The sequence below is a fragment of the Campylobacter concisus genome, assembly GCF_003048575.1.
GTDB classification, from domain to species: domain Bacteria; phylum Campylobacterota; class Campylobacteria; order Campylobacterales; family Campylobacteraceae; genus Campylobacter_A; species Campylobacter_A concisus_U.
Genome location: NZ_PIRZ01000001.1, coordinates 199,459 through 211,173 on the forward strand (window position 1 = coordinate 199,459; position 11,715 = coordinate 211,173).

Consider the following 11,715-nt stretch of genomic DNA (forward strand, 5'->3'; position numbering starts at 1 on the left):
AAAGGAAGCGTAATGGATAAATTACATTTAGAGATCGTAACTCCTCAAGGTCAGATATTTAATGATGACGTGAGCAGTGTAGTGCTTCCAGGTAGCGAGGGTGAGTTTGGTGTTTTACCAAACCATGCCTCATTAATATCTCTTTTAAAAGCAGGTATTATAGATATAGAACATAAAAATAAAAAACATGATGTTGTTGCGATTAACTGGGGCTATGCAAAGATTGACGAAGGTAAGGTAGTAATACTTGCTGACGGTGCGGTTTACGTCTCTGGTGATAGTGAAAGTGAGCTTGCAAATTCATTGGAAGCTGCTAGAAATTTGATAGAGAGCATGAGTAGTGATACAAATGCTTTTGCAGCAACTATATCTAAAATGGAAAATGTAGTGAGAACTAGATAAGTGGGCGGTATAGATTTATTTTTAAATTACATTCAAAGAAGCAGTTTTATTACAATTATTGTTTTAACTTGGCTGTCAATATATTTTATAGTTAGTTTCACAATTCTTTTTTCAAGAATGGCTGGTATTGGAGCTTGGCAAAAACGTGAGCAAAATGCACTTGAAGCATTGCTCATGGGTGCTAAAAATATTCCAAATGATTCGTCTTTGAGAAAATGTGCAAATGGAAGGATCTCAAGAGAAAAACTAAACGTATGTATAAGTATAGCCGAGAAAAATGCTACAAGTGGGCTAACGTGGCTAAGTGTAATAGCATCTACTTCGCCTTTTATCGGTCTTTTTGGAACCGTTGTTTCTATTTTAGAGACATTTTCACAGCTTGGAAATGGTGGAGGTTCATCACTTGGTATTATCGCTCCAGCTATTTCAGAGGCACTTGTTGCAACTGGTTGCGGAATTTTTGTTGCCATCCCAGCATATACATTTAACTTACTCATAAAAAGAAAAGCTTATGAATTAATGAGTGTTATTGAGCGTCAGGCTGATGTAATGATAGCACTTAAAAAAGATGATGAGATACTATAAATGGCCGTTAAATTTACCGATGAGACACCAGAGCTAAATATAACTCCTCTTGTTGATATTATGCTTGTTTTACTAGCCATTTTAATGGTTACTATGCCAACCATAACATATCAAGAGGATATTACTCTTCCGGATGGTTCAAAGGCGAAAACTTCAACATCTAAGCAAAAAGACCTTATAGTATCTATAAATTCGCAAGGACAAGTTAGAGTTGATCAAAGCACTATGAGCCTTGCTGAGTTTCCCGATAATATCGCATTAATGAGTACAAAATACGATAAAACCTCGCCTATCTATATAAAAGCTGATAAAAATTTAAAATACGATGATGTTATGTTTGTATTAAAGACTTTGAAAGGTGCTGGTTTTAATAAAGTAGCTTTAGAGACAAACGGTTAAAATGTCAAATAAAGTTAAATTTCCAACGCTTAGTTCGTTTCTTGTAGCATCTTGTATTTACGTTATTATTATACTTGTTTTGTTTATAAAGCTTACTTTTTTTGCAGAACCTCCTAAAAAATATACCGATGATAAAGATGCTATTATGGATGTGGTTATGGTTGATAGAGAAGTTGATCAAACCATTAAAGCTCCAAAACAAGCAGATGAAGTAGTTAAAGAGCCAAAGCCTGAACCTAAAAAGGAATCTGAAGAAGATAAACAAGAGACTACAAATAAGCCTGTTGTACCAGATGAACCATTACCTACCCCAAGCTTACCAACTCCTCCAAAAGAAGAGCCAAAGCCTGAGCCTAAAAAACCAGAACCAAAACCAGAAATTTTAAAACCAAGTGAAGAACCCAAAGAAGATATTAAGCCAGAGCCAAAACCTGAGCCTAAGCCTACACCAAAGCCAGTTGAAAAGCCAAAACCAAAAGAGCCAAATATAAAAGACCTCTTTAGTGACATAGACCCTACAAAACTCAAAAAAGATGATGGTATAAAAAAGGCCGAAAATAAAGTGCAAAGCCGTAAAAAAAGCGAAGCTTCTAGTTCAAAAGCCGCAAAAGAAGCTAGTGATATAATAAAGAGTTTAAAGATAGATCAAAATCCAACTGCTCCAAAATCACAATCTACTGGTACTTACGATCCACTAATGGGTGCAATAACAAAACAAATTCAAAGAAGATGGCAAAGCTATAAGGCCGATTCTGCAAATTTAGCTAAAGTTAAAGTTATGATAGATCAGAGCGGAAATTTTAGCTATGAAATTTTAGAGCTATCATATAATGAAGAATTTAACGCAAAAGTAAGAGAGTGCTTAGAAAAACTTACAACGGAGAAATTTCCATTCAATCCAGACAAAAGCACTACTTTTAATTTAAATTTAGAAGATAAAATAGATCAAAATTTATAAAATTATGGAGTAGAGATGAAGAAAATTTTTCTTTTTTTATGTGTTGCTCTAGGGCTTTATGCTGCTGATGCAACCATATCTGTTGTAAATCAAGGTATTGCCTTGCCAAAGATAGCTTTGCAAGATGCAACAACTGCTGTTAGCGATATGGGTTTTAAAGATAAATTCTTTAAAATCATGCTAGGAGATCTAAAGGTTAGTTCCGATTTTGAAGTAATCGAAGATCATGTGCTTTCTACCTATGAAGGAGATGCGACTACTAATACAATGAGTGATAAAGGCGTCGAGCTTATCTTTAGATATGCTCTTGAAGGCTCTATGGGCTCGCCTCTTACTTTAAGAGTAAAACTGATAAATGCTAAAACAGCAACCACAAGGTATGAGAAAGTTTACACTATGCCAGACGGTGCAAAGTATCCGTTTTTGGCGCATAAAAGTATAGTTGAGCTTACTAATGAGCTAAATTTACCACCAGTTGGCTGGATGGAAAAATTTATTATTCTTTCAAAATATACTTCAGCTCGCCAAAGCTCTATCATAGTTGCTGATTATACACTTACATATCAAAAGACTATAGTAAGTGGCGGACTAAACATTTTCCCAAAATGGGCAGGCGCCGATCAAAGTAAATTTTACTATACATCTTATGTGAATAATAAGCCAACTTTATTTAGATATGATCTAAATTCTGGTACAAAAACAAAGATAATTGATAGCATTGGCATGCTTATAGCCTCAGATGTTAGTAAGGATGGAAGTAAAATTTTATTAACTATGGCACCAAAAGATCAACCAGACATCTTTATCTATAATACAAATAGTAAAAATTTGACGCAGATTACTAATTATCCAGGTATAGATGTAAATGGAAATTTTGTAGATAATGACAGTAAGATAGTTTTTGTATCAGATAGGCTTGGTTATCCTAACGTTTTTGCAACCCCAGCGATTTCTGGTGGAAGCGTTGAACAAATGGTATTTCATGGTAAGAATAACAACTCTGTAAGCACATTTGAAAATTATGTTGTTTATTCAAGTAGAGAAGCAAGCGGTAGTTTTAATATATATCTAATTTCAACTCAAACGGATTTTATACGCCAGCTTACAGCAAATGGCAAAAATAACTATCCAAGATTCTCAAGCGATGGGCAAAGTGTCGTCTTTATAAAAGAGCTTGGCGGTCAAAGTTCACTAGGGGTTGTTAGGTTAAATGAAAACAGAAGTTTTCAGTTTCCTTTAAAAGTAGGAAAAATTCAGTCTATAGATTGGTAAGATTCTGATAAAATTTAAAATTTTTGTGATATAATTCGACCAAATTTCTAAAAAAGGATAAGGAATGAAAAAAGTAGTTCTAGCAAGTGTTGCAGTTGCAACTTTATTGTTGAGCGGTTGTAGCTCAAAAAACCCTGAAGTTGATATGAATTCAAATTCAAATCAATCTGCAGACAATTCAGGTAGCATGAGTGATGCTGATAGATTAGCAGCTCTTATTGCTAATATCGAGAGTCAAGTTAAAAGTGTATACTTTGACTTTGATAAATTTAATATCAAAGCTGATCAACAAGGTGTTGTTAGCTCAAATGCATCAGTATTCAACCAAGCTGACGCTCAAGCTCTTTCTATAAAAGTAGAAGGTAACTGCGATGAGTGGGGTACAGATGAGTATAACTATGCTCTTGGTTTAAAACGTGCTAAAAGTGCTAAAGATGCTCTTGTAAGAAATGGCGTTAGTGCTGATAGAATCGCTGTAGTTAGCTTTGGAGAAAGCAATCCAGTTTGTACAGACAAAACAAAAGCTTGCGATGCTCAAAATAGACGTGCAGATTTCAAAGTACTTCCATAATTTATAATTAAATAATAATGAATAAAAAAATAATTGTAGTGGCTCTAATTGGAGCCACTATCTCTATTACCTCCGGCCAAGAAATTTCAGCTTTTGATGCAGGCAATATGGATAGTGCGAATCCATATGGTCTAACTGACAATGAAAAAGCTACCCTAAATAATAAGCGAAGTGTTCAAAATATTGAAGAGAATATGAATAGTGTTTTAGAACAACTTCAAGGTTTGCAAAGCTTGATTGAGAGCATGAGTGCTAGAATGAATAAGCTTGAGCAGAGAATAAATGATATAGAGACGAAGGTAAATGGGGGCATAAGTGATTCTGGTGTAAGTTTGACATCACTGAAGGCTTATGTTGATGAAACTAGAGATATACAAGACAAAAACTACAAGAATATTACTGCTGCCTTAAATAAATTAGGTGCAATAATGGATAAAAATACTGCCCAACCAAAGCAAAATACAAATCCAAAACAACAAAATAAGCCAACTTCAAATTTTAGTGGAAAAAGCGATAAAGATATTTTGGCTGATGGCATTAAACTTTTAAATTCTGGCAATAGCACAGAAGCAGCTGAATATTTTGAATATTTAAATAAAAAAGGCTATAAAACTGGGGCAACAAATTATTATTTAGGTGAAGTTGCTTACAGTCAAAAATCATACAGCACAGCTATACAATACTACAAAAAAAGTATACAGGACGAAGATAAGGCTGACTATACACCAAAACTTCTATATCACACAGCTATAAGCTTTGATAAGATAGGTGATACGCAAAGTGCAAATAGATTTTATAAGGCTTTAAAAGTCGGTTATCCAGATAGCAAAGAAGCCAAAGCCTCTCCCAATAGAAACTAAATTTTAATCTTTTTTAGATATAATCCCACATTAATCAAAAAACCAAATCTAAGGAGATTATTGTGAGTAAAGATCAAGTTATAACTATGTTTTACGAACTAAAAGATGCTAACACTGGTGAAATTTTAGAGTCAAACATGCAAGAAGGTGGCCAAATTTCATTTATAACAGGGCATGGCCATATTATAGAAAAGCTTGAAGAAGAAGTAAGCAAATTAAAATCAGGCGAAAGAGCAACTATAAGCGTAAAGGCAGCAGAGGGTTGTGGTGAATATAATAATGAAGCCATTCAGTCGTTACCAAAAGAGCAATTTGCTGGTATAGATTTGCATGAAGGAATGGAACTTTTTGGTCAAAATGAGGATGGCTCAAGCGTTCGTGTTATTGTTAAAGAGATCAAAGATGACGAAGTAACAGTTGATTTTAATCACCCATATGCTGGTAAAGATTTGTTATTTAATGTTGAAGTTTTAGAAGTCAGAGATGCGACAGAAGATGAAAAAGCAACAGGTATGGTAGCCGGGGCTCATACTTGCGGTTGCGGTGGTCACGATCATGAGCATGAACATGAGTGCTGCGGGGGTCATGGACATGGGCATGGACACGGACACGAGGATGGTGGTTGCGGTTGCGGTGGACACGGACATCACCATCATTAAGAAGCTAAAATGAAAAAAATTGCTTTTGTTTTTGCGGGCCAAGGCTCGCAAAGTATTGGTATGGGAAAAGACTTTTACGAAAATTTTTCTACTGCTAAACTACTTTTAAATGATGCTTGTAATGACACTGGCATTGATTACAAAGAGCTTTTATTTACACAAAACGATAAGTTGGATAAAACAGAATTTACTCAGCCAGCTATTGTTTTAAACTCGTTAATGACTTATTTGGCTTTTTCAAATTTTATTAAAGAAAAACCAGAATTTAGTCTTGGGCACTCACTTGGAGAATTTACCGCTCTTGCAGTTAGTGGAGCATTTAACTTTATTGATGCGATTAGGCTTGTAAATTTACGTGGTAAATTTATGCAAGAAGCTTGTGTTGGTAAAGATGCCGGCATGATGGTAGTTCTTGGACTTAGTGATGAAATGGTTGAAGAAATTTGTAAAAAAGCAAGAGAAGAAGGCTTACAAATTTATGCTGCAAACTACAACTGCGATGGACAAATCGTTGTCGCTGGTGTAAGAGCTGATCTTGCTAGCTATGAAGCAAAATTTAAAGAAGCTGGCGCAAAAAGAGCAATGCTTTTAAATATGTCAGTAGCGAGCCATTGCCCGATACTTGAGCCTGCTAGTGTTAGACTGGCAAGCGAGCTTGAGAGTACTTTGGCTACCAAATTTTCTCCAGTTGTCTCAAATGTAAATGCTAAAATTTATACCGATAAAAGTGAAGCGCTAGTCCTACTAAAAGAGCAGCTAATAAAACCAGTTTGCTATAAACAAAGCATTAAAAACTATGAAAATAATGTTGATTGTTTTATCGAGCTTGGCGCTACTACGCTAAAGGGCATTAATAAAAAAATTACCGAAAAGCCAACTTATAGTATTACCGATATGGCAAGTCTTGAAGAAGTTGTGAAAATTTTGGAGGAGAGATGATAGCGATACTAGGAGCTATGCAAGAAGAGATAACGCCGATCCTTGAAATGGTTGGTGAATATAAAACTATTCAATATGCAAATAATAAATTTTACTTAGCAAACTATAAAGGAAAAGAGCTAGTCATTGCCTATTCAAAGATAGGCAAAGTAAATGCAGCCATAACGGCAACTTTAATGGTAGAAAAATTTAAGGCCTCAAAGTTACTCTTTACTGGTGTAGCTGGCTCACTTGATGAGAGTTTAAAAATAGGCGATATGCTTTATGCTACTAGCTTAGTGCAACATGATCTTGATATTACGGCTTTTGGCCATCCTTATGGCTATGTGCCAGGCACGAGTATCTTTGTCAAAAGCGATGAAGGGCTAAACGAACTGGCAAAAAAGATAGCTGATAAAAAAGATATGAGCTTAAGCGCTGGTATTATTGCGACTGGAGATCAGTTTATCTGCGATAATGAAAAGAAAAATTGGATAAAAAAGATATTTAATGCGAGCGCTACCGAGATGGAAGGTGCTAGCGTTGCACTAGTTTGCGAAACACTTGGTGTGCCATTTTTTATACTAAGAGCTATCAGCGATGGAGCTGGTGATGCAGCAGAGTTTGACTTTGATAAATTTTTGCAAGATTCAGCAAATGTTAGTGCAAAATTTATACTTGAAATGGTAGAAAATTTATGATAGAGCTTAGTAAAAGGCTTCTTAGGCAAGTTGGTCAGACAAATGCCAGATACAAGATGATAGAGAGCGGAGATAAGATCTTGCTTGGTCTTAGCGGTGGTAAAGATAGCCTCGCACTAGCTCACGTACTAAAGCATATCCAAAACGTTACACCTGAGAAATTTGAGTTTAAAGCAGTAACACTAAGCTACGGCATGGGTGAGGACTACGCTTATCTTACGAAGCATTGCAATGAGCACGGAATAGAGCATGAAGTGATAGATAGCTCAATCTTTGAAATTTCAAAAGAGAAAATCCGTAAGAATTCTAGTTTTTGTAGTTTCTTTTCTCGTATGAGAAGAGGTTATCTTTATACTTACGCCTTAAAGCATGGTTTTAATAAACTCGCGATTGCTCATCATTTAGACGATGCAGCGGAGAGCTTTTTTATGAACTTTATATATAATGGTGCACTAAGGACGCTTGCTCCAAAATATACTGCAAAAAATGGAATCACGGTTATTAGGCCATTTATCTTCGTTCGCGAGAGACAGCTTCGCGAAAATGCTATCAAAAACGAATTGAGAGTCATCGGTGATGAAGCATGTCCTGCGATGAGATTTGACGTAAAGATGCCGCATGCTAGATATGAAACCAAACAGCTTTTAGCAACCTTAGAAAAAGAAAATCCAAAACTTTTTACTTCGTTAAAAGCAGCATTTGAAAATATTCATACTGATACTTTTTTTGCTCTCAATAGCAGTAGTGAAGAGTAAAATTTTACTTGCTTTTTGGGACTAATCCCAAGAAGTAAGCTATAAATTTTTCTATTTTAATTGGCTTCTGTCAAAATAAATAAAAAATGTATGAATAGATGAAATTCTTGTACTTATACATAAATCAAAACTATCATATACAGCAAATACAAAAGCATTTAGTGCAAAAACTACTGGTTATAATTTTATAACTTAGAAAATTGAAGCTTAAAAAATAGTCATGTGTTTTAAACATTAAGAAATAGCTATTTAAAATAGCAAGCTATAGCTTAAAGTCCGTCAAGTAAAATTTTATAAAGTCGGTTTATCTCATCGTCATTTAGCTCGATCGTACTTTTTGTATCAAAGAAATTTTTGATCTTGCTAGCGTCAAATTCGCTCCTATCAAGGCAGTGCTTGTGAGAGGGTAAAAAGCCACGAGTTAGGCAAAGCTCGCTTTCTATCTCCTCATCGCAGATAAAGCACTCAAGCTCGCTGTGAAGCCTGCCTTCATACTCTAAAATTTTGACGTAGCTTTCGATGATAAGGCGTTTTGGATTTTGTAGCTGCATCTGTTTGGCGCAGCGATCAAGCTCATTAAAATAAATTTCATCAAGCTGCTCGACCTCTTTTAGATGATCATAAAGTAGGCGCATGAACTGCTGCCAAATGATGAGTTTATCACGCTCTAACAGCCATTTAAAGCCAAGATGAAGTATGCTTCTAAGCTTTGGTAGAAATTTTGCCTCTTGCTCTAGCTCAAAGTCGATCTTGTAGCCAGTCATGATGTTTGAGTGGCGAGCACCAAAAAATCTATATGACTTTACAAGCAAATTTGGCGTTAGGACAAAGACTAAAAGGTCCTCGTCTCTGACCTTTTGCACGCGCAGGATATAGCCTTGCATCTAGGCAAAAAACTCCCTTATGCGCTCTCTCATCGCTGTCGCGTCTTTGATGAAATTTACATCGTTTCTAAATGTTGTTGCGCCATCTATGCCTTTGCTGTATTGGTGCAAATGCTTTCTAAATATGCAAAGTCCGTGCTCGCCGTAGTGCTCGATCATCGCATCAAAGTGAGCTAGTATGATCTTTTGTTTTAGTGTCTTATCTACGCTAGTTTTGGTCTTTATCTCGTGAAATATCCAAGGGCTACCGATGCTTGCTCTACCGATCATTAGGGCGTCACACTTTGTAAGGTTTAAAATTTCATCTGCATTTTGTGCATTTATATCGCCATTTGCAACGACTGGAATTTTTACACTCGCCTTTACTCTAGCGATCGCTTCGTAATCAACCTTTGCACTGTATCCGCCAGCTCTTGTACGCCCATGCACCGCGATGTAGTCTGCACCGGCTTCTTCGCAGACTTTTGCGATTTTCTCTTCATTTTTATCGTTAAAGCCAAGTCTAAATTTAACACTCAGACTCTCTTTGTTTGAGACGCTTTTTATGGCTGAGATTATATTTTGAAGCTTATCAAGATCATTTAGTAAGGCTGAGCCTGCTCCTTGTCTAACGACCTTTGGTACGGGGCAGCCACAGTTTAGATCGAGCCCATAAATTCCATCAAATTTATTGATGATTTGCACAGCTTTTTTTATATTTTCTGTGTCATTACCAGCTATCTGAACGACGTAAGGCTCTTCATTTGGGGATTTTTTAATCATTTCAAGCGTTTTGTCACTACTCTCATATACTAGAGCGTTTGCACTGATCATTTCGCTAACAGTGACATCACAGCCAAATTTCTTAACTACGCTTCTTAGTGGCAAGTCAGAAAAGCCAGCAAGTGGCGCTAAGAAAAGTGGCTTTTTGCTAAAGTCTATCATTTAAAAAATAGCGAGCTAGGCACCATTTTGCCGTTATCTCGTAAAAACAGCAAGACCTTTATCTCTTTAAACTCATCTGGATCGCTACCTTCGATAGCTTCTCTTACTTTATCAAGCATTTGAAGCTCAAACAGTGCATATACGTAAGCCTCATCAGCGTCAGCATGGATGCTTTTTAGTTTTTCAAAGATGCCAATAAATGCATCTGGTTTTAGTTTATTTTTAAGCATTACAGCGGCTTTATCGTATTGAGCTTTTGTCACTTTTGCGTTGTTTAAAAGATCAAAAATTTCATCACTGCTTAGATCAATCTCGTCATTTACAAAGCGGGTAATAATAAGCATTATATCTTCACTTGCTAGTTCAAAATTTAATCTTTTGATCTCGCTAAAAGAAGCTACTTTTATGAGTTTATCAAATGCAGCTTTTTTAAGGCTCTCATTTTGATCTTGGTTTTTAAGTATGTCAAGATAGTAAGTAGGTAGTTGCTCGATTTTATTTAGCTCATTTAGGATATTTAACTTGCTATCTTTTGCTAGTCTAAATTTCTTTAGATCGACGATCTCTTTATTTTTTATACTTTTTATAGTTTGTAAGATATTGTTTATCTCAGCATCATCTACACCGACATCTTTAAGCTCGCCTACTGGTGAGATAGAGCGAGTAAGCTGTGAGGCGATCTTGTAAGTGTCGGTTTTGAAGTCTTTATTGCTCTCAAAGCCAAGAAGCGTCTCTTTAGCTAAGTCTTTATAAAGCTGGCTATCTTTTTTGATCCATTTTTTATATCTATAAAAAGCATATCCATGATAAGCGATATGAAGTAGAGCAAGAAGTGCTAAAACAGCTACTGGAAGAGCGACCCAAATAGCAATTGGCAAAGTTATAGTTTGGCCTAAAAGCTCAAATGTGTAATCAGAACTATTAAGAGAATAAGTGAGTCCTGCAACAACTACTATGTAGATTATGCAATAGACGAGAAATTTTCTAGTTTTCATGTTTTCTCCTTAGTTTTTTGCTGTTTTTTCGATTATTTCACGGCAAGTTATGCAGTATTTTGCATGTGGTTTTACTTTTAGTCGCGGTATACTGATCTCCTCTTCACACATATCACAAATTCCATAAGTTTTATTTGCTATCTTCTCTAGTGCTTCATCTATTTCTGATAGCTCCGCTCTTTGTTGTGTCGAGATCGAATGCTCTATTAGCTGGTCTGTATTTACTGAGGCTATATCAAACTCATCGCTTACGCCACTATCTCTTAAGCCATTTACTTCAACAGATGAATCATAGATATTTTTTTTGATCTGTAATTTTCTTTCTTCAAGTAATTTTTTAAAAAAATTTAGCTCAGTTTGTGTCATTTATATTCCTTTATTTGTGATATGGGTGGTTTGCATTTATGCAAAGTGCTCTAAAAATTTGCTCAAAAAGTATAAGCTTGGCAATCTTATGTGCCATCGTCATCTTGCTCAAACTTACGATTTTTTGTGCTTTATTCTTTAAATTTTGGCTAAGGCCATAAGCTCCACCTATGAAAAAGTTAATTTGTGAATTTGAGTTTAAAATTTGTGCAAATTCTTGGCTATCAAGTTGCAAGCCATTTTCATCAAGCATTACGCAAAAGCCTTTTAAATTTGGCTCATAAATTTCATCATAGGCTCTTAATGCTTCGCTTTTTCCAGCACTTTGAGCTTTTGCTATTTTTTCATTGAAAAAGACTTTATCATTTATCTTGGCAAATTTTGCACTCATTTTTATATATTCTTGTATCTCGTTTTCAAAGTTATCACGTGATGATTTTTGAATGCTAAAAACTGAAATTTCCAA

General features: G+C 35.5%; 16 protein-coding genes. 11 read left to right on the forward strand and 5 right to left on the reverse strand.

The genetic code is table 11. The features are described from left to right. The first annotated feature begins 12 nt into the window (after positions 1–12). The 11 genes from atpC (at position 13) to CVS84_RS01060 (ending at position 8,080) form a co-directional block, all read left to right on the forward strand. Positions 13–402: an ATP synthase F1 subunit epsilon gene (gene atpC, locus CVS84_RS01010; RefSeq protein ID WP_021090667.1), complete on the forward strand. Its 390-nt coding sequence runs from the start codon at positions 13–15 to the stop codon at positions 400–402. Continuing rightward, positions 403–987: a MotA/TolQ/ExbB proton channel family protein gene (locus CVS84_RS01015; RefSeq protein ID WP_051288435.1), complete on the forward strand. Its 585-nt coding sequence runs from the start codon at positions 403–405 to the stop codon at positions 985–987. Then, positions 988–1,386, forward strand: a complete 399-nt coding sequence (locus CVS84_RS01020) for a biopolymer transporter ExbD (protein ID WP_021090535.1) — start codon at positions 988–990, stop codon at positions 1,384–1,386. A 1-nt stretch (position 1,387) separates the two neighbouring features. Beyond that, positions 1,388–2,344: a TonB C-terminal domain-containing protein gene (locus CVS84_RS01025; protein ID WP_107690810.1), complete on the forward strand. Its 957-nt coding sequence runs from the start codon at positions 1,388–1,390 to the stop codon at positions 2,342–2,344. A 15-nt stretch (positions 2,345–2,359) separates the two neighbouring features. Beyond that, positions 2,360–3,616: a Tol-Pal system protein TolB gene (gene tolB / locus CVS84_RS01030; RefSeq protein ID WP_107690811.1), complete on the forward strand. Its 1,257-nt coding sequence runs from the start codon at positions 2,360–2,362 to the stop codon at positions 3,614–3,616. Positions 3,617–3,680: 64 nt separating this feature from the next. Next, entirely contained in the window at positions 3,681–4,187 is a 507-nt protein-coding gene (locus CVS84_RS01035; RefSeq protein ID WP_021090913.1) for an OmpA family protein, read from the forward strand. A gap of 17 nt (positions 4,188–4,204) precedes the next feature. Further along, positions 4,205–5,047, forward strand: coding sequence for a tetratricopeptide repeat protein (locus CVS84_RS01040; RefSeq protein ID WP_107690812.1), 843 nt, complete (start codon positions 4,205–4,207; stop codon positions 5,045–5,047). 56 nt (positions 5,048–5,103) lie between these two features. Continuing rightward, positions 5,104–5,706 carry an FKBP-type peptidyl-prolyl cis-trans isomerase gene (locus CVS84_RS01045; RefSeq protein ID WP_223154487.1) on the forward strand — a complete coding sequence of 201 codons (603 nt, stop codon included), beginning with the start codon at positions 5,104–5,106 and terminating at the stop codon, positions 5,704–5,706. Between the two features lie 9 nt (positions 5,707–5,715). After that, the gene (fabD, locus tag CVS84_RS01050) at positions 5,716–6,645 is read left to right on the forward strand and encodes an ACP S-malonyltransferase (RefSeq protein ID WP_107690813.1); all 930 of its coding nucleotides are present in this window, start codon (positions 5,716–5,718) and stop codon (positions 6,643–6,645) included. Further along, positions 6,642–7,325: a 5'-methylthioadenosine/adenosylhomocysteine nucleosidase gene (locus CVS84_RS01055; RefSeq protein WP_107690814.1), complete on the forward strand. Its 684-nt coding sequence runs from the start codon at positions 6,642–6,644 to the stop codon at positions 7,323–7,325. Before fabD ends, CVS84_RS01055 begins: the two co-directional genes overlap by 4 nt. Continuing rightward, complete coding sequence (locus CVS84_RS01060; protein ID WP_107690815.1) at positions 7,322–8,080, forward strand: tRNA 2-thiocytidine biosynthesis TtcA family protein; 759 nt, start codon at positions 7,322–7,324, stop codon at positions 8,078–8,080. Before CVS84_RS01055 ends, CVS84_RS01060 begins: the two co-directional genes overlap by 4 nt. Positions 8,081–8,349: 269 nt before the next feature. Here the strand turns inward: CVS84_RS01060 and recO are convergent, their stop codons facing one another. From recO to CVS84_RS01085, 5 genes are read right to left on the reverse strand one after another with little or no spacing between them, the layout of a single operon-like run. Beyond that, positions 8,350–8,964, reverse strand: coding sequence for a recombination protein RecO (gene recO, locus CVS84_RS01065; RefSeq protein WP_103573423.1), 615 nt, complete (start codon positions 8,962–8,964; stop codon positions 8,350–8,352). Continuing rightward, positions 8,965–9,888 carry a tRNA dihydrouridine synthase gene (locus CVS84_RS01070; RefSeq protein ID WP_107690816.1) on the reverse strand — a complete coding sequence of 308 codons (924 nt, stop codon included), beginning with the start codon at positions 9,886–9,888 and terminating at the stop codon, positions 8,965–8,967. Then, positions 9,885–10,883 (reverse strand): uroporphyrinogen III synthase HEM4, encoded by a 999-nt coding sequence (locus CVS84_RS01075; RefSeq protein ID WP_107690817.1) that lies wholly within the window; start codon positions 10,881–10,883, stop codon positions 9,885–9,887. The genes CVS84_RS01070 and CVS84_RS01075 overlap by 4 nt, the downstream gene beginning before the upstream one ends. A 9-nt stretch (positions 10,884–10,892) precedes the next feature. Next, positions 10,893–11,249 (reverse strand): RNA polymerase-binding protein DksA, encoded by a 357-nt coding sequence (gene dksA / locus CVS84_RS01080; protein WP_035167251.1) that lies wholly within the window; start codon positions 11,247–11,249, stop codon positions 10,893–10,895. Between the two features lie 10 nt (positions 11,250–11,259). Continuing rightward, positions 11,260–11,715, reverse strand: a complete 456-nt coding sequence (locus CVS84_RS01085; RefSeq protein ID WP_107690818.1) for a 23S rRNA (pseudouridine(1915)-N(3))-methyltransferase RlmH — start codon at positions 11,713–11,715, stop codon at positions 11,260–11,262.

Excerpts from the sequence above, each read along its gene's own strand:
- CVS84_RS01025 (WP_107690810.1), top strand. The coding sequence starts at position 1,388 with ATGTCAAATAAAGTTAAATTTCCAACGCTTAGTTCGTTTCTTGTAGCA.
- dksA (WP_035167251.1), bottom strand. The coding sequence starts at position 11,249 with ATGACACAAACTGAGCTAAATTTTTTTAAAAAATTACTTGAAGAAAGA.
- tolB (WP_107690811.1), top strand. The coding sequence starts at position 2,360 with ATGAAGAAAATTTTTCTTTTTTTATGTGTTGCTCTAGGGCTTTATGCT.
- atpC (WP_021090667.1), top strand. The coding sequence starts at position 13 with ATGGATAAATTACATTTAGAGATCGTAACTCCTCAAGGTCAGATATTT.
- CVS84_RS01035 (WP_021090913.1), top strand. The coding sequence starts at position 3,681 with ATGAAAAAAGTAGTTCTAGCAAGTGTTGCAGTTGCAACTTTATTGTTG.
- CVS84_RS01055 (WP_107690814.1), top strand. The coding sequence starts at position 6,642 with ATGATAGCGATACTAGGAGCTATGCAAGAAGAGATAACGCCGATCCTT.
- CVS84_RS01070 (WP_107690816.1), bottom strand. The coding sequence starts at position 9,888 with ATGATAGACTTTAGCAAAAAGCCACTTTTCTTAGCGCCACTTGCTGGC.
- recO (WP_103573423.1), bottom strand. The coding sequence starts at position 8,964 with ATGCAAGGCTATATCCTGCGCGTGCAAAAGGTCAGAGACGAGGACCTT.
- CVS84_RS01040 (WP_107690812.1), top strand. The coding sequence starts at position 4,205 with ATGAATAAAAAAATAATTGTAGTGGCTCTAATTGGAGCCACTATCTCT.
- CVS84_RS01075 (WP_107690817.1), bottom strand. The coding sequence starts at position 10,883 with ATGAAAACTAGAAAATTTCTCGTCTATTGCATAATCTACATAGTAGTT.
- CVS84_RS01020 (WP_021090535.1), top strand. The coding sequence starts at position 988 with ATGGCCGTTAAATTTACCGATGAGACACCAGAGCTAAATATAACTCCT.
- CVS84_RS01060 (WP_107690815.1), top strand. The coding sequence starts at position 7,322 with ATGATAGAGCTTAGTAAAAGGCTTCTTAGGCAAGTTGGTCAGACAAAT.
- fabD (WP_107690813.1), top strand. The coding sequence starts at position 5,716 with ATGAAAAAAATTGCTTTTGTTTTTGCGGGCCAAGGCTCGCAAAGTATT.